Here is a 22606-nt window from a genome sequence, read left to right on the forward strand (position 1 = left end):
TTTTCAAAGAAACACAACTTCATCAATCACACCTTTGCCAAACTTGGCCTCAATCAAATCCATGACTTTGCTCCGGTTCATTTTCAGCTCGTTCTTGACAGGTCCGGAGCTGATTTTTACAAAAAGTTTCTTTTCCTTGATATATAGGCCTGTGGTGCGGGAGGCTACCATTTTGCCCATCATTTCCGGCCAGGCCTGCAACAGCAACCTTTCGTCAAACTTATCTTTGAGTCGGTAAGCTTTCAGCAAATCATCAAAAGCCTCCTTCAGCGGTGTCGCTTCTTTCTTCCTTCCTCCATTGTTGCCGTACTTTTCCATCATTTCCAAAGGTAATTTTATTTAAGGTAAAAAAAGAGATTCAGCAATGCTGTCTGCCAACAATCTTCCTTTTTTGGTCAGGATGATTTTGTTGGTTTCTTCCAGAATGAGTTTTTCCTGCATCAGCATCTTGATGGTATCAAGCTTCAAAAATGCCAGATCGTAACCCGAAGAGTTTTTCAAATAATTAATGTCAGTTCCCCAGATGGTTCTCAGAGAAGTGAGAATGTAATCGTTGGCAGCATCTTCGTCACTGAGGATTTCTTTGGCGTAAATGCTTTCTCGGGTTTTCAGTTTATTGATGTATTGGGCATTGTGGGCAATATTCGATCCCCGGCTTTTGCCGTCAAAAGAATGAGCACTCGGACCAACTCCCAGATAAGGAACACCAAGCCAATAATTGGTATTATGGAGGGCAAACTGTCCCAGCTTCCCAAAGTTAGAAATCTCGTATTGGATATAGCCGGAATCTTCCATGGACTGCATGAGGATTTCAAACTGCTCGGCAGCAAAATCCTCCGAGGCAGCTTGGTACTTTCCTTTTTTGTGCCAATTCCCCAAAGCGGTCTTTGGCTCCACAGTCAGGCAATAGCTGCTGATGTGACCTGGGTTTTGGGACAATGCGATCTCTAGGTCTTTTTTCCAGACATCATGATTGCTCGATGGAAACCCATAAATCAAATCCACTGATAATTTTTCAAATCCTGTGGACTTAGCAGATTCAATGGCTTTTAATGATTCTTCGGCGTTGTGCGCGCGGTTGTAGAATTTTAAAATTTCTGGATCGAAGGTCTGTATTCCGATGCTCAACCTGTCAATTCCCAAAGCTTTCCAGTTTTGGAGATTTGAAATACTGAGGTCATCGGGGTTTGCCTCTAACGTCACTTCTTCCAAATCCAAAGAATACCACTTGGTGATTGTTTCCAAAATCTTTTCCAAATGGGATTTAGAAAGCAATGAAGGCGTACCTCCCCCAAAATAAACCGTCCTGACGGGAGTTTTTTTTGGCAAAAAGTCTTTCCTCAGTTCGAGTTCAGTACAAATGGAATCCACCATCTCCTCGATCAGGACTTTGCTGGTACTGAAGTGAAAATCACAATAGTGACAAGCCTGCTTACAAAAAGGAATATGGATGTAGATACCGGACAATTTATTTAATTTTAGCCCTCAAAGATACTCAAACCTCCCTGTCAAAGGTGAAAAGAATCCTCATTTTCCTGTTTCTATTATTTTGTACATTTTCTTCTCCCGGATACTCCCAAGGAGGAAAATGGCTCCGTTGGGAATTGGTGGGAGCACTGTCTGTTCAGGAAGATCAGGTATTTAGAGATTCGGTATCACTTTCAAACTTCATCAAAGGGAAATACCAAGAGCTATACAGTTTGGGATATTTGGCACCTCAAGAATCCAAGGTAAAATCCACAGTGGATTCACTTTGGCTGAGGGTGAATACCGGAGACAGGTTTGAATGGGTGACATTAAGACAAGGCAATGTCGATCCTGTTTTACTTGTCAAAACTGGAGTTGATATGAAGAGGTTTTCAGGAAAGCCATTTGATTACAGGCAGGTTTCAAGACTTTTTGAATCTCTTTTGAAAGAATCCGAGAACAGGGGTTATCCCTTTGCTGCTATCAAAATAGACAGCATGGAAAGGATCGGAAAAGGATTTTCAGGAGCACTGGCTTTGGATTCAGGGCCAAGAATTACTTTTGATACCATAAAAATCACAGGGGACACCAAATCAAAGCCTGAGTTTCTTTCTAGGTTTTTACAAATTGTACCGGGGCAGGCATTTTCCCAAAGGAAAATTGATGATGGAATCCGGCAAATCCGTGGACTTCCTTACCTGAAATGGTCCGGAGAACCTGAACTTAGCTTTCAGAATGAGGAAGCTACCTTGTACCTGCCGATTTCAGACAGGAAAATCAATTCCATCGATGGGATTATTGGCTTTTTGCCCAATGAAAATGAGGGGGGCAAACTTTTGGTCACAGGGCAGTTTGATATTGCCTTGTATAATGTGGCAGGAACAGGGCGGAATTATGAACTCCATTGGCAGCGGTTCAACCAACTTTCCCAAACCTTGAAAATTTCAGGTTTTGAACCTTTGCTTTTGGGCTCAAACATCGATGCTAGTTTTTCCTTTTCCCTGTTGAAAGAGGACACTACATTTTTAAACAGAGATTTCAGGCTCAATTTTGGCTACAGGTTCAATTCTGACGGGTACTTCAGTTTCTTTACAAGGCGTCAGGCTGGAGATTTGCTAGCGGTATTTGGACTCCAAGAAAATTCTGAATTGCCGGAGGCCGGTGATTTCAGGTTTAATAATTATGGACTCAATTACAGACATATTTGGCTTGATGATATCTTTTTTCCCAGAAGAGGTGCTTTAGCCCAACTGGAATTTGCCATAGGGAATAAGAACATTTTGCAAAATACCGGGCTACCACCTGAACTATATGAAGGCATTGTTCTTAAAACCCTTCAGTATTATATGGAGGCAAAGTTTGAAAAGCATTTTTATCTCTCTCCCCGTTGGGGAATTTACACCAGATTGGCAGGTGGAACTGTAGAAAATAAAAATCTGCTCTTAAATGATTTGTACAGGATTGGTGGTCTGCAAAGCATCCGGGGATTCAATGAGAATTTCTTTTTTGCAGACAAATACCTTTATCTCAATTTTGAGCCGAGGTTTTATTTTGATACCTACTCTTATTTTATGATTTTTGCCGATATGGGAAGATTGGAGAATAGCGTTCAGAATTTTGGGACTGATAACACCTTTTCTGCTGGGATGGGCTTCAGTTTAGAGACAGGAAATGGGGTTTTCAATTTCATTTATGGACTTGGCAGCTCCAATGACCAGGAATTTTCACTCAATCTTTCTAAAATTCACTTTGGATATACCGGTAGATTCTAACAGATGAATATAGCATATGTGAGGGCTTTCCTTATTTTTCTTTTTATCGGAATTTCTTTCGTTGGTAGTTCCCAGGTTTTGGAAAATTATAATCCTGCAATCCAGGAAATGTATCCTGAAACCCTTCGTAAATCGAATACAAAAATCCAGGTTAAACTGGATTTGGAAACTTTTCCTAACAGTACCTTCAGATTTGCATTTCCCGGTAAATCCACCATGTTTTTGGAAGATAAGCTATGGTTCCAAACAGCAACTGATACGGTATTTATAATTCCTTTGGAAGGGATGAAAAATTTTACATCCGGGTCTGATTCTACAGGGACCATGCTGACAATAATCAAAGCAGGTATTAATTCAAGTGATGTTTCTGTAGAAAAAGGATTTTTTGAAAATGAAGTTTTCAAATCAAAAACTGAAGATTCAGAAAAATTGCTTCCGGAGAAAAGAGATGTTGATAATTTTAATGATTTTTTCTTTTTCGCAGTTATAGGGATCCTCTTTTTGATTTCAGTCTATAAGCTGATTTACCCTTTGGTACTTAAGTTGATACTTATGCCAACCTCGGTTTTCTCGGCGGAGGATTTTTCTGAATCAAATTCTGTTCAGAAGTTTTTTTCATTGGATGTCATCTTTTATTTATTGCTGATGAATATGATGGCTTTTTTACTGCTGATGCTATGTGTTAAAGCAGTTGGGAATGAAAGTTTGCAGTTTATAGTCAGTGGAGATCTCAACCAACATTTCCTGAGTTGGCTTTTGGGGTCTTCCATTCTTATCCTGATAGCAGTTTTGAAGTTTACTTTATTAAGATTTTTGGGATTTGTGTTTGATTTGAAAAAAATAGTAGTCCCCCATTTTTTTTATATGCTAAGGATTATTTCCATAACAATATTTGTTATGGCCTTCATTGTCAGCATAATTGTTTTGAATGACTTCTTCGAATTGGATATTACGATAAAATATTTGCTTTATGCCTTTTTTTGGATCTACATGGTTGGTGTGTTCATGTTGTTTCTGATTATGTCAAATAGAGTGTCTTTTAAAAATTACCATTTATTTGTTTACATTTGCAGCGCGGAAATAGTCCCCTTTTTAATCCTTTCAAAGGTAATTATCGGGTAAAATCAAGTGGAAAAGTTCAAATGCTGAAGTGAAATATGACGACTAAATCTACTAAGGACAGATTAAACCAAGTAAAAAGCATCTTAGTTTCCCAGCCGAAGCCGACAGATGAGAAATCACCATATTTTCAATTAGCTGAAAAGTATAATTTAAAAATAGATTTCAGGCCTTTTATCCAAGTTGAGCCGGTATCAGTCAAGGATTTCAGAAGACAAAAGATTGATATTTTAAAGCATACTGCCATTATTTTCACAAGCCGTAATGCTATCGACCATTTTTTTACGATCTGCAAGGAATTGAAAGTGGAGATGCCTGCAGATATGAAATATTTCTGTATTTCGGACCAAACAGCACATTATCTCCAAAAGTATATTGTAATCAGAAAGCGAAAGCTTTATGTTGGTCAAAAAACAGCTTCAGATTTATTTGACTACTTCAAGAAGCATAAATCGGAGAAATACCTGTTCCCATGTTCTGATATCCGGAAGGACGAAATTCCAGAGTACATGGCCAAAAACAATATCTCCTACACTGAGGCCATTATATACCACACGGTAGCAGCTGACTTGTCAGACCTTAGAGATATCAAATATGACATTCTTGCTTTTTTCTCTCCTTCGGGAATCAAATCTTTGAAGCAGAATTTTCCTGATTTCAAACAAAATAACACAAGGATTGCTGCTTTTGGACCCACTACAGCCAAAGAAGTAAGGGACCAAAATTTAATTCTTGATATTGAAGCTCCAATGCCAAATGCCCCAAGTATGACTGGGGCACTCGAACTTTACATAAAAAAGGCAAATAATTTGTGATGATGCTAATCTTTTATGGCAAAATTGAGTTTAATTGTGTAGAATAGAGTTTACTTCATCAGTTTTATTGATACATGGTTAAACGTAATTTTACGATATTGAAATACCTACTGTTGATTTGGATAGGTAGTTTTTTTGCTTCAAGCGTCAATGGTCAACAAGACGCGCAGTTTACGCAGTACATGTACAACGGGGCATATTTTAACCCTGCTTTTGCCGGTAAAGAATCCGGATATAGGTTTTCTGCTCTTCATAGGTCACAATGGCTGAACTATTCAGGCACTAACGGACCGGCCCCAATAACTCAATTGGTGACAGCCTCTGGTTCTATAGACAAACTCAAACTAGGAGTTGGCTTAAATTTTGTAAATGACAATATCGGCCCAAGCACCAATCAGGAAGCCAATATTTCTGTAGGATATCACAAAAAACTAAGAAGGGGTGTTTTGAGTTTAGGATTAATGGGAGGAGTTTTTGCGACAACGATACGTTTTGATGAATTGAGTTTGGTCAATCCAGATCCAAAACTGCCTGCCACGGGAAGCGAGACCCAAATGAACTTCAATTTTGGGGCAGGAGCCATATATGATAGGACTAAATATTATATAGGCATAAGCAGCCGTCATCTAAATGAACCGGCTTTTGATTTTGGAGAGGGTTCTTTTGAAAACCAATTGAAAAACCATTCCTATTTATTAGCCGGATATAGGATAAAGACCTTTGCGCAATGGAATTTTGAGCCAAGTGTATTGTTGAAAACAGTCTCCTTCAATAATTTTTCTTATGATGTCAGCGTTATAGCCACATACAATCAAAAGGTAAGTGGTGGATTGGCTTTCAGAGGTGAAGAATCAGTATCCTTACTGATGGGTTACAGTTTACTTAGAGATAATTCACTAAGGATAGGATATGCATTTGATTTGGTAGTCGGAGGTATAGAAACCAAGTCTCCGACGAGTCATGAATTCATGTTATCCTATGTTCTTCCGGACGTTACCCGGGAGTTCCAAAGAACAATCCAACGTACTCCGAGATTTAGGTTCTAAAAAAAAATTATTGGAAATTCAGCAATTAAATTTGTGTATTTCTAAGAATTTACTTTAATTTTCGCTCTTGTTGCTTATCCAAAAAGTGGCATGAATTTGATAAATGGTTTAATGTAATTTATGTCTAAAAAAATGAAGACACGCGTTTTGAGCATAATTTTAGCGGTTTTGGTAGTGGTAGTACTACCGAGTTGCGGACTTTTGGGCAAGAAAGGATCTGCCAGTGAAAAAGACAATAGAAGGGGTGAAGTTACGGGTGTTCCCAAGAGGGTAATCTGGCAACAAATCCTTCCTCAAGAAATGGTTCCGGTCAAAGCCGGGACGTTTTGGATGGGACAGGCTGATGAAGATATAGCCTTCTCACAATCATCGTTGAACAAGCAGATTACTATCTCCGAATTTTATATGGATAAGTATGAAGTATCCAACAACAAATACAGACAGTTCATCGAAGCCGTCAGGTTAGGTGAGTACACTTACAGTACTCCGACAACTTTGAAAGACGCGCCGACTTTTGACCTGAACGCTGTACTTCCTGATACGACAGTCTGGAACACAAGTTTCACTTACCACTATGGTGATCCTTTGATGGAGTTTTATTTTGACCACCCTGCTTTTGACAATTACCCTGTGGTAGGTGTCAGCTGGGAGCAGGCCAATATGTACTGTCAGTGGAGAACGTACCACTTGAATGCAAACGACAAAGCGGATTTTGATTATCCTCCTTTCAGGTTACCATCAGAAGCAGAGTGGGAATATGCAGCCAAAGGCGGAAAAGAAGTAGCCAAGTATCCTTGGGGAGGTCCTTATCTCAAAAATAAGAGAGGTTGCTTGATGGCTAACTTCAAGCCTGGAAGAGGTAACTACATTGATGATGGATTTGCATATACTGCGCCAGTAGATGTTTTTGCACCAAATGGCTTCGGCTTATACAACATGTCAGGAAACGTAGCAGAATGGGTATTGGATTCCTATAATGCAGTCAGTGGATCTGTCACTTGGGATTTGGACCCTAGATATGATGATCCTAATGAAAAAAGGAAAGTGGTACGTGGCGGTTCTTGGAAAGACATCGCTCATTACCTCGAAACAAGTACAAGAACCTATGAATTCCAGGATGTGAAAACAGCACATATCGGATTCAGAACTGCGATGACCTATTTGGGTAGATCAGGTTCAATGGATATCAGCAACAACAGAAGAAGAAAAAAGTAAATCGAATAACATCTTAATCACTCACTCACCTCTAAATTTTTAAAAAAAAATGGCAACAAAAAACAAATCATTCATGAACACATTCTACGGGGATATCATGCCGAAAATTTATGGTATCGGAGCCGCCGTAGTTATCTTAGGAGCTATGTTCAAAATCCTCGACTGGCAGGGTGCCAGTTTGATGATTGGTGTGGGTCTTACCACAGAAGCCGCAATATTTTTCTTATCCGCATTTGAGCCCAAACATGAAGAGGTAGACTGGTCAAAAGTTTATCCTGAATTAGCCGGTGAAGAGCCTGCTGAACGCAAATCCACCAAAAAAGAGCCAAAAGACAATCTTAGCCAGAAATTTGACGAAATGTTGTCCAATGCTAAAATTGGACCTGAATTGTTTGATAGCTTGGGCAAAGGAATCCAAAACCTTGCAACCTCAGCTGAAAAAATGGGAACGATTGCTGATGCAGCAGTTGCTACCAATGAATATGCGAGCAATGTAAAAACAGCTTCCAAGACTTTGGTGGACATCAACCAGTCTTATGGAAAAACTGCCATGGCGTTGACCGAGCTTTCTTCTGCGTCTGCAGATGCAAAAGAGTACCACAGTCAAGTGGTGACGGTTACCAAAAACCTTTCTGCATTGAACAATGTGTATGAAATGGAACTTTTGGATGCCCAATCACACCTTAAAACACTGAATAAGTTCTATTCCAATATATCTACTGCTATGGAAGGATTGAACGAGGCAGGAAAAGAAACAGAGCAGTTCAAAACTGAGTTGGCTAAACTCAATCAAAACGTAAGTTCTTTGAATAAGGTATACGGTGGCATGTTATCAGCCATGAAAGGTTAAGCCTGTTTTTATAAATGTTTAAACTTTTAGAAAAATAATATGGCTGGAGGAAAAGAAACACCAAGGCAGCGGATGATCGGTATGATGTACCTTGTATTGACAGCTTTGCTGGCATTACAGGTAAGCAACCAGATACTCCAAAAGTTTGTGTTGTTAAATGATGGATTGGAAAGAACTTCCAAAAATTTCATCAATAAAAATGAATTTACGGTCTCTTCTATCGCTTCGACAGTGGAGAATCAGGGAAATAACGAAAAAGATGTACCCAAGGTAGATGCAGCAAAGGAAGTCCGCAAGGCAACCTCTGAGGTATATGGTTACCTTGAGGAGCTGAAGCAGGAACTCTTGACTACTTCGAATGCGAAGGATGATCAAGGACAGTTTAGCAATTCTGCTTTGAAAAACACCGATATCCCTGGCAATATTTTCAATAACAACAAAAAGGGATTTGAAATGCAGGAGAGGTTAAATGCCTATCCTAAGCAAATATCTGAAATCCTTAAAAAAGCAGGAATTGAATTGACTTTTGGCGATATCGCCAAAGATGCCAAAGACATCGAAATATTTCAAAACGACAAAGAAGTCAGAAATAAGAATTTCGTATTCTTGAACTTTGTAAAGTCTCCCGTTGGTGCGGTAATGGCTTTGATATCCCAATATCAAAATGAAGTTTTGAACATTGAAAGTGAATCATTGGGAGCAATTACTGCTTCCATCGGTTCGTTTTATTACAAAGCAGATATTGTTGAAGCGAGGATTGCAGCCCAATCAAACGTAGTTGCGGCCGGCACCAAGTTCCAGGCAGATATGTTCATCGCTTCCTCTTCTTCTTCAGATGCTCCTCAAATGACTATTGACGGAAGGCCTGTGACAGTAGAAAACGGATTCGGTAAAATTGAATTTACTGCTACTCCTGCTTCTCAATATGATGATAGAGGACTTTCAAAGAGAATTTTGAAAGGTGAAATCGTGACCAATGTGGGCGGTGAAGACAAAATACTTCCTGTTGAATATGAGTATTTCGTAGCACAACCGGTCATCAAAGTTACTTCGGAAGTAGTCAATCAGCTTTATGCGGATTGCGCCAACGAGTTGTTGATTGATGTTCCTGCATTGGGAAACAGCTATGCACCAAGTTTCACAGTTTCTAATGGTTCTTCCATCCAAGGAAGCAAGCCAGGTCAATTGACTGTAATTCCGGGAAGTTCTGGAAAGGTATTGATAGGAGTAAGCAGTGGAGGCAATAAAATCGGTGATGTATCGTATGATATTAAACCGGTTCCGGCGCCAACAGTAAGGTTGTTCGATGGAAGAGGACCAATTGACATGAGTTTGGCTTATCCTGCACCCGGACCATCTTCATTGATTGTAGAAGCGATTCCAGAAGCAAACTTCGGTAGAACAATGGCTAAGGATGCCAAATTTGAAGTAACCGGAGGTGAAGTAATTCTCCTAAGAAATGAAGTTCCAAGAGAGAAAGTTGCGATCAACGGTAAAAACGTGGCAATCAGAAATCTCTTGGCATCAGCAAAAAGCGGTGATGCTTTGGTAGTTCGAGTTACACAGATAACAAGAACTAACTTCAGGGGCAATAAGATAGTGACCAATCAGCCTGAAATTCAAAGGTTGACAATAAAATAAATGATCGATGATGCCTTTTGGGCATGATCATAAACTAAATAAATATGAAACTTTATTCCAAAATCATCGGCCTTTTTGCGCTTGGTCTTACTGCATTCGGTGTTGACGCCAATGCACAAGCTACAAGTGTGACTCCATCCGGAGGTGGCGATAGACAGTTCAAAATGGACACGGTTTTTTCTGCGCACCCTATCCGAGAAGACGATAAGATGTACCAAATCTCTGTTTGGAGAAGGATAGACCTCAGGGAAAAATACAACCAGCCATTGTATGGTTCAGGTGATACCAAAAATGATGGAATCGTCAATCAGATATATAAAGCTATTGTTGAAGACAATGCGCTTGAAGTATTTGCAGATGACAAATTCACACAGCCACTATCCATTTCTGATTTCCAATCTAATTTCTGGTTGGCTGCAAATGGAGACAGTATCTTCGTGAAGCAATTGTATTACCTGGATTTTATGGAGGATTTTGTATTTGACAAGCATCATTCTCAAATCAAATTTGATGTCAAATACATCGAATTGGTAATGCCGTCCCAAACCAATGCAAATGCCGGTCAAAAGACAATAGGATATGTTAGGTTCAAAGATTTCTACTATCACTTCAAAGACCATCCTGAGGCAAAATGGTTGATCTTCCAAAACACTGCAAAAAACTTAACGTATGATCAGGTTTTTGATCAGAGATTGTTCAGATCAGTAGTTAGAAGGTATACCAATCCGGATAATGCCTATGTTGCGGATTTGGTAAATTCAAGTCATCCTAATCCCGAATTGCAGGCATTCTTGAATTCTTTGGAATTTGAGTACAAACTGCTTGATTTTGAGAATGGACTTTGGGAATGGTAAAAACGGTTTTCCAATAGCATGAAAAGATAAAGGCCTTCAGATTTCTGAAGGCCTTTATCTTTTAAGAAGTAATTTGATTCACTCGTTTTGCTCAAATGCAAAAGAATCAAAGAACTCTTTCAAATTGGCTGAAATAAAAATTCCCTTCAATTTGGGCATTTTCGTCTGAGTCAGAACCGTGTACTGCATTGGCTTCTATCGAAGTCGCAAACATTTTTCTGATGGTTCCCTCTGCAGCATTGGCAGGATTAGTGGCACCGATCAATGTTCTGAAGTCTTCTACAGCATTTTCTTTTTCCAATATTGCGGCAATGATAGGTCCTGAGGACATATACTTGCAAAGATCCGCATAGAACGGTCTTTCCTTGTGTACTTCATAAAATTTTCCGGCCAATTCAGGTGTCAGTTGTGTCGCTTTAAGCGCTACAATTTTGAATCCTGCCCCCTCAATCATTTTTAAAATTGCTCCGGAATTGTTGGCACCAAATGCGTCCGGCTTGATCATTGTGAAAGTTCTTTTACCTGCCATTGTAATTATTTTTGTAGGTTTAAATGTGGCTGCAAAAATACAGGAATTCATTGAATCTCCGAATAATGCTTGTAAAATCTATATTATCTGATTCAGATTTAGGCTTTTAGTGTCATTGGGATTTTTCAAAAATTATCCTGACCTTTGCGGACTATGTTCCTTTAGGGGAGTGTACAAAAGCAATCAAATGCGAGAATTAGAGTCATTTAAACATATAATTTCCTCACCCCAGAAAGTAGTCATTACCACCCACCACAAGCCTGATGCAGATGCATTGGGATCTTGTCTGGCAATGTCAAACTTCCTAATTAAGCTGGGGCATGAGGTTCAGGTGATTACTCCTTCTGATTATCCGTCTTTTCTTCATTGGATGAAAGGAAATGAAGATGTGATAAATTTTGAGGATAGGTCCAAAAGAGCAGAAGCTATTGGAATCATCCAAAAAGCCACTATGATTTTTTGTTTGGATTTCTCTTGTCCCAAGAGAATGCAGGATATGCAGTCATGGGTTGAAAGTTCCAATGCCTATAAAGTAAATATCGACCACCACCAAGATCCTAAGGATTTTGCTGATTTCAGGTATTGGAGCACTTCTGCTGCAGCCACCTGCGAATTGATCTATGAGTTGATTGTGGCGATTGGGCACCGAGATTTGATTGACAAAGATATTGCAGAATGCCTCTATGCGGGGATCATGACGGATACCGGTGGTTTTAGGCATCCGAATACCACCAAAAACGTCCATTTGATCACGGCGGAGTTGATTGGGATAGGAGCAGACAATTCCAAAATTTCCAGACTGATTTATGATACCAATAGTGTCAACAGGTTGAAATTTATCGGATTTGCAATAACACGAAGGTTGACCATTATGCAGGATTTGCAAACAGCCTACTTTGCAATCAGCAAAAAAGATCTTAGAAAATATTCCTCCCAAACCGGAGATACTGAAGGGTTGGTCAATTATGCATTGTCATTAGATGGCATCAAGATTGCAGCACTTTTTACAGAGCGCGAAGATGGCATCAAAATCTCTTTTAGGTCCACCGAGGATATTGCAGTAAATAAATTCGCAGCATCTTACTTTGATGGGGGAGGACATAAAAATGCCTCAGGAGGAAAATCTCAACTGACCCTGCTAGAAACAACAGAAAAATTCGAAACACTCATAAAAGAAAACTATAATTCCCTATTTATTCAATCTGAACTCCTTCATGAAAAAAATTAATCTCTACTTATTGCCCGCCATAGTGATGGTGTTGGCTACCGGCTTGATGTCTTGTAAGAAAAAACAGACAACCTCTGATGGCATCGAGTATACTTACATCAAAGAGGGAGATGTTGCTCCCAAAAACGGGGAGTATATCCTTTACAATCTTATTGTAAAAACGGATAAAGACTCCACATTTATCTCTACATATGATCAAAACATGCCAGGTTATATTCTTTTCAATGACTCCTTACCAAAGGAAAGTGGAATGGATGAGATTTTTCTAAGTCTCAAAAAGGGAGACAGTATTGCTTTTGAAGCTAATTCTATGAAGGTATTTGGAGAGCAGAATATGCCTTTCTTCCTTGATAAAGAGAAAAATGTAAAAATCCAGATTGGAGTTGTAGATATCACTGACCAACAGGGTGTTGAAGCATATTTTAACGCACTTCAGGAAGCTCAAATGAAGAAGCAGGCTGAAAATGCAGTGAAGCAGTTGGAAATTGATACCAAAATCATTGAGGATTATCTTGCTGAAAAAAATATTCAAGCTACCAAGACAGAATCAGGTCTTTACTACGTCATTGAAAAAGAAGGAACCGGTCCTGAAATTGAGTCAGGAGACTTGGCTTTTGTTCATTATGCGGGGTACTTATTGGACGGGACACTATTTGATTCAAGTATCAAAGAAATTGCCCAAGCTAACAATACCTATAATGAGCAAAGAGATGCGCAAGGTGGCTATGGTCCTTTGGAAGTTTCCGTAGGTCAAGGAAGGGTAATCCCGGGATGGGACGAAGGTCTTGCACTATTGAAGAAAGGGGACAAAGCTAAGTTCTTTATTCCTTCTACTCTTGCTTATGGAGATAGAGATTCAGGTGGTCCAATTAAAGCAAACTCTGTACTGATCTTCGACGTAGAAATCACAGACGTACAAAAATAAACATATGAAAAAAGCAGGCGCGTTATTATTATCATTGGTTTGGATATTTTCCTCTTGTGTTTCTGACGAGGAAAATGCCCAGATTATTTTTGACAAGGATATTCAGAAAATTGAAAAATACATAACGCAAAACCCAATTGCTTCTGTCAAGGAGGAAATAGATGGGGGGACAGGAATCAGGATATACTGGACTGAATTGTCAGGAAGTGGAGATAAGGTTTCTGTAGGAGACACGGTGTTTGTGAATTACACAGGAAAATTGCTTAGCAACTTGGTATTTGACACCTCTATCGAATCGATTGCCAAAGCGAATAACGTCTATGATGCGAATCGGACTTATGAGCCATTGGAATTTATAATCGGTTTGGGTATGGTAATTCCGGGTTTTGAATATGGTGTTTTCAACATTGAAAAAGGTGACAAAGCATCAGTGATTTTCCCATCATTATATGGTTACGGATCTCAAGCAAACGCCATCATTCCTCCAAATTCCCCATTAATTTTCGAAATTGAATTGGTAGATATCAAGGATAATCCTCTGGCAGACGACTGATAAATGAAAAATTTTAGAATTGTTTTATCCTTTCTTGTTGCCGTGTTGCTTGTAGCATCTTGTGGTACGCCCAGTCCTTTTGGTGGACCTGTGTATGATAGCGAAGGAAACCTTGCTATAGATAGGGTTAAAATCGATGACTTCTTGAGGACTGCTCCTATTGATAGTCTTTACAGAATCCATGACCCTACGGGTGTTGTCATTATTGTTCAGGAAGAAGGGACAGGGGCAATGCCTGCAGCAGGAATGTTGGTTTATACCAACTACACAGGCAAATTATTGGACGGAACGGTATTCGATACCAACCTTGAGGATGTAGCGAGAGAAAATGACGTGTATGATCCCTCGAGGACTTATAGAATTTTCCAGTTTACCCTTGGTACATCCGAGACAATCCAAGGATTTAACCTTGGCTTCAGGCAAATGACAAGTGGGTCCAAAGGAGTGCTGATCATACCTTCTCCTTGGGCTTACCGAGACAGCGGAACGATTCCGGGTGTTCCTGCAAACTCCGTATTGGTGTTTGAAGTGGAGTTCCTAGGAATGGATTAAAAATTCTGACCCCCCTAAAATCTTCCATTCGAAAGATTGATGAAAATATAAAACCCTCCCTTGGATGAATTTAAGGGAGGGTTTTTGTTTTCGCTTAACGAGAAAGTTTTGCGTGATTTTATTTGATTGCTTTGGCAACTTCTGCCGCCATGATTCCAAGCCCTTCTTTGTTTGGATGGATTCCGTCAGGAAGAAGTGGTGATTTGTCCAAAAGTGGGGTATATAAATCAATGATTTCTGATTTTGTTTTCTTGGCAATTTCCAAAAGCATCGGCCGCATTTCGTTTAGAATTACCTCACCGTTGATATCAAAATTTCCTTGAAACACAGGAACAGGTAGACAAATGTAGACCTTGCCTTTTTTTGGCATTGATTTTTTGAAGATCTCTATCATTTCAATAAAATCAGCAGTAAATTCCACTTTGTATTTCCAGTTTTGAGGTTTTGAATCGTTAGTTCCTAGCTTGATGACTAGGATATCCGGCGCAAATGACTTGGTTTCCTCAAATTGGGGCTCGTTCCAAAAAGGATAATCTCCTTTCTTGAGTAAGGTCCTTCCGCTTACACCAAAGTTTTTAACATCATATTTGTCACCAAGAATTTTTTGCATCTGAAGTGGATAACTGTCAGGATTGTCTCTTCCCGGGCCCTGGGTGATACTATTTCCAACACATGCAACTTTGATTTTGGATTGTGCTGAGGCAGAAATACCGATTGAAAGCAATAGGATTGAAAGGAAAAGCAGATTTTTCATGGGTTGGATTTTTCTTTCAATTTAAAAAGTTTTGATTCTTTAAGATCTTTTGGACAGAAAATTATGACAAGAGGATATCTTTAAAGCCAAATGGAGATTTTCAGGAAAATATTGCTTTATATCAATCTTCTTTCTCTGGATGTGGTTTTGGGTGCAATGGCCGGGATGCTGTTTTTTTCGGACCTTTTAGAAGTCAATATTGCAGGATCTGTCTACTTTCTTCTGGGACTGGCAGTTTGGAGTATTTATACTTTAGATCACCTGATGGATGCCCGGGGTGCTATCGGCAAACCCCAATCCCCTAGGCATCAACTTCACCAAAAATATCATCGGGTACTATCCGCTTTGGTCATTTGCTGTATCCTGATAGGGGCGTTCCTTTTTTTTAGGCTGACAGAAATGGAATTTATCCGTACCCTTGGAATATTGCTAGGAGTGGTAACGCTGTTTTGGATGGGATTCTTGAAAATTGCTGGACCAAAATATTCTTGGTTGAAAGAAATTTCCACAGCTTTGATTTACGTCTTGGGTATTTCATTTGCTCCAATTGCAAAAGTTGATTTTGAATTGATCGATATCAGCGTCTATGTTTTTGCATTTGTTTATTTCTTGGCAGCACTCGTCAATCTCTTGATGCTTTCTTATCAGGATGCCGAAGTAGATCAAAAAGATGGCTTTGGTTCTGTTCTGGTATTGATCCCAAAGAATGGTTTAAAAAAGCTAATTACGGTTTTGGGATTAACAGGGATCGGTGTCTTGGTAGTCTTTTCCGCGATTCTCCCATCCTATTATCACATCTCATCCATGATTTTGGGACTGATTATCGGTTATCACCTGATTTTATTTTTCTCCAAAAACCAAAGCAAAGATCAGATCAGAAGAAAATCTGAAGCATTGTTTCTGTTGCCGTTTTTGTTGCTTTTATTGTAAGGACAGATAGATTTTGATTTTTACTCTGCTGCTTTATCGATCATTTTCCTGATCATTTCATCAAAGTAAGCGCCGTTATAAGGACCGAACCAATTCATGTCCCGGACTTCATATAGCGGATAATTGTAATATTTATCCGGTGTGATATATCCGATATAGCCTCCATTAAAACATGTGATGATGAGATGAAATCCTTTTTCTGTGGCATAGTCTTCCCATTCCTTCATAAAAACTCCTGAAATTTCACCGCTTGAACTGATAAACAATGTTTTTCCGATTTGCACGATGTCAAAATGGGCATTGGTATCACCAAATACTGAATTAAAAATCCAAGGCCGGATGCGGACTTTTTCACTGATCCTAAAATGCGCTTTTCTGAGGCCAACCGGCAAATTTCCAACCTTGAGATTTGGCTCCTCTACAGGAAATACTTCATGGATATTTTCAGAAAGATTTCTGTTTAGCGCCAAGGCATATGATTCGACATCATTTGTTTGATTTCCAGTGGCTACAGGGCGATGGCTTCCTACTGTACCCGCCGCAAAAAGCGAAAAGTCATATTCTCCTTTCTCCATTAATTTGGTCAGGTAGTTGGGATAATCTCCTGATAAACCCATGAATTTTGAATTCAAAATAGTCGGATGGGCACTGTATGTCAGGATTGTTCCTTTTTTCCCATTTCGCTTTTCGAATATCAATTGCCTGATATAGGGATCGATTGGGTCTTCTGCGATCAGCCTGTTGGCGACAAGTGTATCCGCTTTGGTTTTCCTAAAGTAAACTTCCACAGTGTCTCTGCTAGCCATGGCCGATTTTAATCCTTCCAAGGTTTTGGCTTCCAAGAATTTGACGATTTTATCATCATAGCCTCCAAAAGCCAATTTTCCAATAAGCCCCGGAATATGTCCGCCAATACCACTGTGAGTATGGGTAGCGGTAAAATATACATAGTCCAATGCCAAACCTGATTCATTGATTGCCTGATTGATTCTTCCCTGTAGGTAAGGATGAACGATCATTAATTCGTAATTCAAAAATGCGACAGTAGATTTTCCATTGCTGATGACCATTGCTTTGACAAAACTGCTGTCCAGCACAAACTCATACCTTCCCCTAGGTTTATATCCTACCAATTTTGCCGGAGAAGAAGGTGTTGCATTGACCGATGACCAGCCTGCAAGCCATATTTCACCTTCTGAAGATTCAAAATTCAGGGAATCAAGGCGGGCTACAGTCTCCTGATAGTAGTCCATCTCTTTGAAATCACGCCAATCAATCCTTGTCAAAGTAGCCAAAGCTAAAAACACAACAATACCAAAAGTCCAACCAAAAACTCTGAAAATCCTTTGGGCGATTGGTCTTGGCATATTGTTAAGGGATATCCTGTTGACTTTTTTTTATTTTAATATTCAAAAGTGCCATGGGTACCTTGCACGGTTACTTTTTTACCATCATGGGGTAAGACCCGGCCTATAATTTTGGCTTCCACACCCAATCCTTCGGCGATGTCTATGACCTCTTCGGCATACCTTTCTTCAAGATAAACCTCCATTCTGTGTCCCATGTTGAATACTTTGTACATTTCTTTCCAGTCTGTACCGCTTTCTTCCTGGATGATTTTGAAAAGTGGCGGGGTATCAAACAGATTGTCTTTGACCACATGCACATTGTCTACAAAATGTAGAACCTTAGTCTGCGCTCCTCCGCTGCAATGTACTATGCCATGTATGTTTGGCCTTAAGTATTTCAATACATCGACCATGATAGGTGCATAGGTACGGGTAGGAGAAAGGACCAATTTACCCATATCAACTGAAAGCCCGGGAGCAGGATCCGTCAGGTTATATTTACCGGTATAGACCAAATCGGCAGGGACAGAAGGATCAAAGCTTTCAGGGTATTTGCTTTTCAATAGTTTGTTGAAAACATCGTGCCTTGCAGAAGTTAGGCCGTTGCTTCCCATTCCGCCATTATAAAAATCTTCATACGTAGCTTGCCCAAAGGAGGCCAAGCCAACCACTACATCTCCGGGCCGGATTTTGTCATTGGAGATGACATCTTCCCTTTTCATCCTACAAGTCACCGTACTGTCTACGATTACCGTTCGGACAAGATCCCCTACATCTGCCGTTTCCCCTCCTGTCAGGATCACATTCACACCGTGGTCACGGAGCATCTGCAAAACTTCCTCGGTACCGTTGATGATGGCTGAAATTACCTCACCGGGAATCAGATTCTTGTTTCTCCCGATCGTCGATGATACCAAGATGTTGTTGACTGCACCGACACAAAGCAGGTCATCGGTATTCATGATGATGGCATCTTGGGCGATGCCTTTCCATACACTCAGATCCCCTGTTTCCTTCCAATACATGTAAGCCAAAGAGGACTTTGTGCCTGCCCCATCTGCATGCATGATGTTGCAAAAGTCAGGGTCATTGCCAAGAGTGTCTTCCACTATTTTGCAGAAAGCCTTTGGAAAAAGTCCTTTGTCCAATTTGGAAATGGCCTGATGTACATCTTCTTTGGAGGCAGATACGCCCCTTTGCATATACCTTTCGTTCATTGAGAATTTGGGGATTGGTTGTATTGGGCAAAGTTAAGGATTCCAACGGGATTGAGGGATGGAAAAACAGGAAGATTGAGGATCGATCATCCAATTTTATTGAAATTGGCTCTCTATGTTCAGCTCTAAACCTTTATTCTTATTTGTCCCAAAAAATTAAAAATTGTTCTTTTCTAACTTCCAATTCATTCTAAATGATAATAAAAGCTGAAATTGGGATAATTTAGGTTCATTTGGATAATCTTACATTTCAATAGCCATAACCGCCCCTCTCCGATTTTTTATTTCCCTTTGAAACCTTATTTTTACGACCCAATTGAAAACGCTTTAAATATTTTCCCATATGCCATATTTATTTACATCCGAATCTGTGTCTGAAGGTCATCCTGACAAAGTTGCTGATCAGATTTCGGACGCCTTGATCGATAATTTTTTAGCATTCGACCCAAATTCTAAAGTTGCCTGTGAAACATTGGTGACTACAGGTCAGGTGGTGCTTGCAGGGGAAGTAAAATCTGAAATCTATCTCGATGTTCAAAAAATAGCTCGAGACGTCATCAACAGAATCGGTTATACCAAAGGTGAATACATGTTTGACGGAAACTCATGCGGAGTTCTTTCAGCAATCCACGAGCAGTCTCCCGATATCAATCAGGGAGTGGAAAGAGCAAATCCTGAAGAACAGGGTGCCGGCGACCAAGGAATGATGTTTGGCTATGCTACTAAAGAAACAGATAATTTCATGCCTTTGGCACTTGATCTTTCGCATAGGATATTGAAGGAATTGGCAGCACTTAGAAGGGAAAACAAAGAAATTGCTTACCTACGACCAGATGCCAAATCCCAGGTCACTATCGAATATGGTGATGATAACCAGCCTTTGCGCATCGATGCCATCGTAGTTTCGACCCAGCATGATGACTTTGATGAGGAACCTGCAATGTTGGCTAAGATCAAGGAAGACATGATCAAAATCTTGATTCCTAGAGTAAAATCGCAGTTGAAGCCTGAGATTCAGGCTTTGTTCACCGATCAGATTATCTACCATATTAACCCAACAGGGAAGTTTGTCATCGGAGGCCCACACGGAGATACCGGATTGACCGGAAGGAAGATTATCGTGGATACCTATGGAGGCAAAGGTGCACATGGAGGCGGTGCTTTTTCTGGAAAAGACCCATCCAAAGTCGACCGTTCGGCAGCTTACGCCACTAGACATATTGCAAAAAATATGGTGGCAGCGGGTGTAGCGGAGGAGGTTTTGGTACAGGTATCTTACGCCATCGGTGTAGCCAAACCAATGGGGATCTATATGAACACCTACGGAACTTCCAAAGTAGGTATGAGCGATGGGGAAATTGCCAAAAAAATCGAGGGCATATTTGACATGAGACCTTATGCTATAGAACAAAGATTGAAGCTTCGAAATCCGATATATGAAGAAACCGCTGCATATGGCCACATGGGAAGGGAAAATGAAAAAGTTTTCAAAACCTTTAAAAACCCGTATGGGGAGGCAAAAACCCTAGAGGTGGAATTGTTTACCTGGGAAAAGCTTGATTTTGTGGATAAGATCAAAAAAGAGTTTGGAATATAGGAAGAAGCGGCTTTAGGGCCGCTTTTTTTTGTTGGATGATGGGTGAAATTTCCCGTTTTTCGGCCAAACTTAATTTGAGTCTATTCGTTGATGCTGTTATTCTTAGAAGTTTCACCCATGAAATCAATCTCAGTTTTTCTCCTATTATTATTTGTTAACAATAATATCCAAGCCCAAAACAATCCAAGGATTTCTTATCGGGAGAATTTATTCGGTAACCATGTTTACCTTGCAGATGGCGAAAAGGTAAAGGCCTCAGAAATCGAAAAAATTATGGGTGCTTTTCCTGAGGATGCTGAGGCATTTTCCAAAGCCAATCAAAAAATGGCAGTCGGTGAAACCCTTAGATTGGGAGGATGGATTTTGGCTGCAGGTTCTTTGGTATATTTGTTTTCAGGCGATTTTACCCAACAGCGAGTGCTTATTTCGGGAGGAATGATGTTGGGAGCTGCCGCAATAACAACCATTGCTTTTCCTATGAAAAGAAATGGCAAAAGGGAAACTTCTGATGCGATTGAAATTTATAACTATAAAGCAGTAAGGGGAATTGGTGACCGATCCGCCCTCCAATTTAAACTATCGCCCTTGGCTGCAGGATTGACCCTCAATTTCTGAACTTATGAAAAAATTATCCTTTGCTTTGCTTTTGGTATGTCTTGTTTCCGAAGTATATGGTCAGCAGCCTTTTTTAAGGATTGACTACAGGCAAACTTTTTTGGGAGATAGAATCGATATTTTGGATGGACCCAAAGTGCTGAACAAAGAGGAAGTGTACCGATTGATGCAGACCCAACCCGAAGCATTTGAGACATATCAAATGGCCTTGAAAAAGCAGAAAACCGGCAAATTGCTGGATGGAGGTGCATTTTTAACTTCCATGGGGGTAATTGCTTTGAGTTTCATTCCTCCTCAATCAGCATCCTATTCAACGAGAAACAATCTTTTGTTACCATTGGCGATTGCCACTGTAGGAATTGGGATTGCTTCAGGATTTTATAGGAGAAGCAGTAGAAATCTGACAAGGGAAGCAGTGGATTTGTATAATTTTTCGGAAAAAAAGCCAGATCCCATTTACTTTGATGATGGGCTGACCTATTACACCATCCCTGATTTTGTTGGTTTTCAGATCCGTTTTTGAGTTCCAAAAGGAAGTTCAGGAAAACATTTCCTCGATCAGCGCATTGTAAAAATCCTTGACATCGATTCCTAATGCACGCACTTGCTGGGAGATCAGGCTGGTTTCTGTCTGACCCGGGACCGTATTGATTTCAATGAAATAAAACTTACCTGTTTCAGATTCCAGAAAATAATCAATCCTGACTGCCCCTTTGCAGTTCAATTTTTGATATACTTTTTCGATGATCCGGTTTACCCTTTCCACTTCTTCCGTAGTCATTCTTCCTGGGGTAATTTCTTCGCAAACTCCAGGTGAATATTTGGCCTCAAAATCAAAAAATTCCTTACTGCTGATGATCTCTGTAGCCGGAAGCACAGTAGTGATCCCTCTTGACCGATATACACCAATCGAAAATTCCCTTCCTGAAACAAATTCTTCTACCAATACCTGCGAATCCTCTGCAAATGCCTTATCCAAAGCTTCTTGAAGTTCATTCGGTTCTTTGACTTTGGTCATTCCGATACTGGAACCTCCGTTGTTTGGCTTGATAAATAGTGGCAACCTTAGCTCTTTCAAAATGCGGGTGATATTTTCCGAATTGTTGTCAAACAATTGGATAGACCTTGCAACAAACAATTCATCAATGTCTTGTACTATTGCTTTGGTGTAGCCTTTGTTCATCGTGATGGAGGAGGTCAGCGCGTCACAGGTGGTGTAGGGTAAGCCAATCATGTCAAAATATCCAGCCAACTTTCCATCCTCGCCCGGTGAACCGTGAAGGATATTGAATACCCCATCAAATTTTATTTTTTGATCTTGGAGAATGATGGAAAAATCATTGAGGTCGACGGGAATTTTTTCACCCGCGGCTGTTTCATGATACCAATTTCCCGGATAGATTATGATCTTGAAGATATCATATAAGCTTCGGTCTAGAGTTTTTTCAACCACCGCTGCGCTTTTTAAGGATATGACAGATTCTCCGGTAAATCCTCCGGTCACTAAGGCAATTTTTTTCTTCATGGCATGTAAAAGTAAAAATCAATCTGCATTAATCATTGCTTGGCATAAAAAAA

23 protein-coding genes are annotated in these 22606 nt (G+C 40.0%); 16 read left to right on the top strand and 7 right to left on the bottom strand.

What is annotated here, in order from left to right; genetic code table 11:
- Window positions 1-3: 3 nt before the first annotated feature.
- Window positions 4-318 carry a DciA family protein gene (locus NK987_RS04725; RefSeq protein WP_259263419.1) on the bottom strand — a complete coding sequence of 105 codons (315 nt, stop codon included), beginning with the start codon at window positions 316-318 and terminating at the stop codon, window positions 4-6.
- A 21-nt stretch (window positions 319-339) separates the two neighbouring features.
- Window positions 340-1467, bottom strand: a complete 1128-nt coding sequence (gene hemW, locus NK987_RS04730; protein WP_259262940.1) for a radical SAM family heme chaperone HemW — start codon at window positions 1465-1467, stop codon at window positions 340-342.
- 47 nt (window positions 1468-1514) lie between these two features.
- Between hemW and NK987_RS04735 the strand changes: the two genes are divergently transcribed.
- From NK987_RS04735 to porN, 8 genes are all read left to right on the top strand, one after another.
- Window positions 1515-3239: a BamA/TamA family outer membrane protein gene (locus NK987_RS04735; RefSeq protein WP_259262941.1), complete on the top strand. Its 1725-nt coding sequence runs from the start codon at window positions 1515-1517 to the stop codon at window positions 3237-3239.
- 3 nt (window positions 3240-3242) lie between these two features.
- Window positions 3243-4361 (top strand): DUF4271 domain-containing protein, encoded by a 1119-nt coding sequence (locus tag NK987_RS04740; RefSeq protein ID WP_258422080.1) that lies wholly within the window; start codon window positions 3243-3245, stop codon window positions 4359-4361.
- 35 nt (window positions 4362-4396) lie between these two features.
- Window positions 4397-5173, top strand: a complete 777-nt coding sequence (locus tag NK987_RS04745) for a uroporphyrinogen-III synthase (protein WP_258422079.1) — start codon at window positions 4397-4399, stop codon at window positions 5171-5173.
- A gap of 74 nt (window positions 5174-5247) precedes the next feature.
- Window positions 5248-6219 carry a PorP/SprF family type IX secretion system membrane protein gene (locus tag NK987_RS04750; RefSeq protein WP_259262942.1) on the top strand — a complete coding sequence of 324 codons (972 nt, stop codon included), beginning with the start codon at window positions 5248-5250 and terminating at the stop codon, window positions 6217-6219.
- A 120-nt stretch (window positions 6220-6339) separates the two neighbouring features.
- Window positions 6340-7434 (top strand): T9SS ring complex lipoprotein PorK/GldK, encoded by a 1095-nt coding sequence (gene porK / locus NK987_RS04755; protein WP_258422077.1) that lies wholly within the window; start codon window positions 6340-6342, stop codon window positions 7432-7434.
- A gap of 49 nt (window positions 7435-7483) precedes the next feature.
- The gene (porL, locus tag NK987_RS04760; protein ID WP_259262943.1) at window positions 7484-8284 is read left to right on the top strand and encodes a type IX secretion system motor protein PorL/GldL; all 801 of its coding nucleotides are present in this window, start codon (window positions 7484-7486) and stop codon (window positions 8282-8284) included.
- A gap of 39 nt (window positions 8285-8323) precedes the next feature.
- Window positions 8324-9925: a type IX secretion system motor protein PorM/GldM gene (gene porM / locus NK987_RS04765; RefSeq protein WP_259262944.1), complete on the top strand. Its 1602-nt coding sequence runs from the start codon at window positions 8324-8326 to the stop codon at window positions 9923-9925.
- Between the two features lie 44 nt (window positions 9926-9969).
- Entirely contained in the window at window positions 9970-10779 is an 810-nt protein-coding gene (gene porN / locus NK987_RS04770; RefSeq protein ID WP_259262945.1) for a type IX secretion system ring subunit PorN/GldN, read from the top strand.
- Between the two features lie 106 nt (window positions 10780-10885).
- Here porN and NK987_RS04775 read toward each other — a convergent pair whose 3' ends face one another.
- Window positions 10886-11308: a nucleoside-diphosphate kinase gene (locus tag NK987_RS04775; protein WP_259262946.1), complete on the bottom strand. Its 423-nt coding sequence runs from the start codon at window positions 11306-11308 to the stop codon at window positions 10886-10888.
- A 187-nt stretch (window positions 11309-11495) separates the two neighbouring features.
- On the opposite strand from NK987_RS04775, the gene NK987_RS04780 reads away from it, so the two are divergent.
- Genes NK987_RS04780 through NK987_RS04795 form a run of 4 tightly spaced genes read left to right on the top strand, consistent with a single transcriptional unit; the run spans window position 11496 to window position 14566 of the window.
- Window positions 11496-12536, top strand: coding sequence for a DHH family phosphoesterase (locus tag NK987_RS04780; RefSeq protein WP_258422073.1), 1041 nt, complete (start codon window positions 11496-11498; stop codon window positions 12534-12536).
- Window positions 12523-13461, top strand: coding sequence for an FKBP-type peptidyl-prolyl cis-trans isomerase (locus tag NK987_RS04785; protein WP_258422072.1), 939 nt, complete (start codon window positions 12523-12525; stop codon window positions 13459-13461). The genes NK987_RS04780 and NK987_RS04785 overlap by 14 nt, the downstream gene beginning before the upstream one ends.
- Before the next feature lie 4 nt (window positions 13462-13465).
- Window positions 13466-14014 (top strand): FKBP-type peptidyl-prolyl cis-trans isomerase, encoded by a 549-nt coding sequence (locus tag NK987_RS04790; RefSeq protein WP_259262947.1) that lies wholly within the window; start codon window positions 13466-13468, stop codon window positions 14012-14014.
- A 3-nt stretch (window positions 14015-14017) separates the two neighbouring features.
- Window positions 14018-14566 (top strand): FKBP-type peptidyl-prolyl cis-trans isomerase, encoded by a 549-nt coding sequence (locus tag NK987_RS04795; RefSeq protein ID WP_259262948.1) that lies wholly within the window; start codon window positions 14018-14020, stop codon window positions 14564-14566.
- Window positions 14567-14684: 118 nt separating this feature from the next.
- Here the strand turns inward: NK987_RS04795 and NK987_RS04800 are convergent, their stop codons facing one another.
- Window positions 14685-15320, bottom strand: a complete 636-nt coding sequence (locus tag NK987_RS04800) for a GDSL-type esterase/lipase family protein (RefSeq protein ID WP_259262949.1) — start codon at window positions 15318-15320, stop codon at window positions 14685-14687.
- Between the two features lie 90 nt (window positions 15321-15410).
- On the opposite strand from NK987_RS04800, the gene NK987_RS04805 reads away from it, so the two are divergent.
- Window positions 15411-16250, top strand: coding sequence for a UbiA prenyltransferase family protein (locus NK987_RS04805; protein WP_259262950.1), 840 nt, complete (start codon window positions 15411-15413; stop codon window positions 16248-16250).
- Between the two features lie 20 nt (window positions 16251-16270).
- Here NK987_RS04805 and NK987_RS04810 read toward each other — a convergent pair whose 3' ends face one another.
- Window positions 16271-17617: a neutral/alkaline non-lysosomal ceramidase N-terminal domain-containing protein gene (locus NK987_RS04810; protein WP_259262951.1), complete on the bottom strand. Its 1347-nt coding sequence runs from the start codon at window positions 17615-17617 to the stop codon at window positions 16271-16273.
- A 35-nt stretch (window positions 17618-17652) separates the two neighbouring features.
- Window positions 17653-18816 carry an AIR synthase related protein gene (locus NK987_RS04815; RefSeq protein ID WP_259262952.1) on the bottom strand — a complete coding sequence of 388 codons (1164 nt, stop codon included), beginning with the start codon at window positions 18814-18816 and terminating at the stop codon, window positions 17653-17655.
- 343 nt (window positions 18817-19159) lie between these two features.
- On the opposite strand from NK987_RS04815, the gene metK reads away from it, so the two are divergent.
- The 3 genes from metK to NK987_RS04830 all read left to right on the top strand — a co-directional run bounded on the left by metK (window position 19160) and on the right by NK987_RS04830 (window position 21551).
- Window positions 19160-20413: a methionine adenosyltransferase gene (gene metK / locus NK987_RS04820; protein ID WP_259262953.1), complete on the top strand. Its 1254-nt coding sequence runs from the start codon at window positions 19160-19162 to the stop codon at window positions 20411-20413.
- Between the two features lie 117 nt (window positions 20414-20530).
- A complete protein-coding gene (locus NK987_RS04825) occupies window positions 20531-21028 on the top strand; it encodes a hypothetical protein (protein WP_259262954.1) in 498 nt (165 codons plus the stop codon).
- Between the two features lie 4 nt (window positions 21029-21032).
- Window positions 21033-21551, top strand: coding sequence for a hypothetical protein (locus NK987_RS04830; protein ID WP_259262955.1), 519 nt, complete (start codon window positions 21033-21035; stop codon window positions 21549-21551).
- A gap of 15 nt (window positions 21552-21566) precedes the next feature.
- Here NK987_RS04830 and NK987_RS04835 read toward each other — a convergent pair whose 3' ends face one another.
- Window positions 21567-22553: a D-alanine--D-alanine ligase gene (locus NK987_RS04835; RefSeq protein ID WP_259262956.1), complete on the bottom strand. Its 987-nt coding sequence runs from the start codon at window positions 22551-22553 to the stop codon at window positions 21567-21569.
- Window positions 22554-22606: the final 53 nt, after the last annotated feature.

The organism is Aquiflexum gelatinilyticum, assembly GCF_024813435.1.
GTDB classification, from domain to species: Bacteria; Bacteroidota; Bacteroidia; order Cytophagales; family Cyclobacteriaceae; genus Cognataquiflexum; species Cognataquiflexum gelatinilyticum.

What these genes read in the sequence shown, in the direction of transcription:
- NK987_RS04725 (WP_259263419.1), bottom strand. Translation starts at nt 318, where the DNA reads ATGGAAAAGTACGGCAACAATGGAGGAAGGAAGAAAGAAGCGACACCG.
- NK987_RS04740 (WP_258422080.1), top strand. Translation starts at nt 3,243, where the DNA reads ATGAATATAGCATATGTGAGGGCTTTCCTTATTTTTCTTTTTATCGGA.
- NK987_RS04745 (WP_258422079.1), top strand. Translation starts at nt 4,397, where the DNA reads ATGACGACTAAATCTACTAAGGACAGATTAAACCAAGTAAAAAGCATC.
- NK987_RS04750 (WP_259262942.1), top strand. Translation starts at nt 5,248, where the DNA reads ATGGTTAAACGTAATTTTACGATATTGAAATACCTACTGTTGATTTGG.
- porK (WP_258422077.1), top strand. Translation starts at nt 6,340, where the DNA reads ATGTCTAAAAAAATGAAGACACGCGTTTTGAGCATAATTTTAGCGGTT.
- porL (WP_259262943.1), top strand. Translation starts at nt 7,484, where the DNA reads ATGGCAACAAAAAACAAATCATTCATGAACACATTCTACGGGGATATC.
- porM (WP_259262944.1), top strand. Translation starts at nt 8,324, where the DNA reads ATGGCTGGAGGAAAAGAAACACCAAGGCAGCGGATGATCGGTATGATG.
- porN (WP_259262945.1), top strand. Translation starts at nt 9,970, where the DNA reads ATGAAACTTTATTCCAAAATCATCGGCCTTTTTGCGCTTGGTCTTACT.
- NK987_RS04775 (WP_259262946.1), bottom strand. Translation starts at nt 11,308, where the DNA reads ATGGCAGGTAAAAGAACTTTCACAATGATCAAGCCGGACGCATTTGGT.
- NK987_RS04780 (WP_258422073.1), top strand. Translation starts at nt 11,496, where the DNA reads ATGCGAGAATTAGAGTCATTTAAACATATAATTTCCTCACCCCAGAAA.
- NK987_RS04785 (WP_258422072.1), top strand. Translation starts at nt 12,523, where the DNA reads ATGAAAAAAATTAATCTCTACTTATTGCCCGCCATAGTGATGGTGTTG.
- NK987_RS04790 (WP_259262947.1), top strand. Translation starts at nt 13,466, where the DNA reads ATGAAAAAAGCAGGCGCGTTATTATTATCATTGGTTTGGATATTTTCC.
- NK987_RS04795 (WP_259262948.1), top strand. Translation starts at nt 14,018, where the DNA reads ATGAAAAATTTTAGAATTGTTTTATCCTTTCTTGTTGCCGTGTTGCTT.
- NK987_RS04800 (WP_259262949.1), bottom strand. Translation starts at nt 15,320, where the DNA reads ATGAAAAATCTGCTTTTCCTTTCAATCCTATTGCTTTCAATCGGTATT.
- NK987_RS04805 (WP_259262950.1), top strand. Translation starts at nt 15,411, where the DNA reads ATGGAGATTTTCAGGAAAATATTGCTTTATATCAATCTTCTTTCTCTG.
- NK987_RS04810 (WP_259262951.1), bottom strand. Translation starts at nt 17,617, where the DNA reads ATGCCAAGACCAATCGCCCAAAGGATTTTCAGAGTTTTTGGTTGGACT.
- NK987_RS04815 (WP_259262952.1), bottom strand. Translation starts at nt 18,816, where the DNA reads ATGAACGAAAGGTATATGCAAAGGGGCGTATCTGCCTCCAAAGAAGAT.
- metK (WP_259262953.1), top strand. Translation starts at nt 19,160, where the DNA reads ATGCCATATTTATTTACATCCGAATCTGTGTCTGAAGGTCATCCTGAC.
- NK987_RS04825 (WP_259262954.1), top strand. Translation starts at nt 20,531, where the DNA reads ATGAAATCAATCTCAGTTTTTCTCCTATTATTATTTGTTAACAATAAT.
- NK987_RS04830 (WP_259262955.1), top strand. Translation starts at nt 21,033, where the DNA reads ATGAAAAAATTATCCTTTGCTTTGCTTTTGGTATGTCTTGTTTCCGAA.
- NK987_RS04835 (WP_259262956.1), bottom strand. Translation starts at nt 22,553, where the DNA reads ATGAAGAAAAAAATTGCCTTAGTGACCGGAGGATTTACCGGAGAATCT.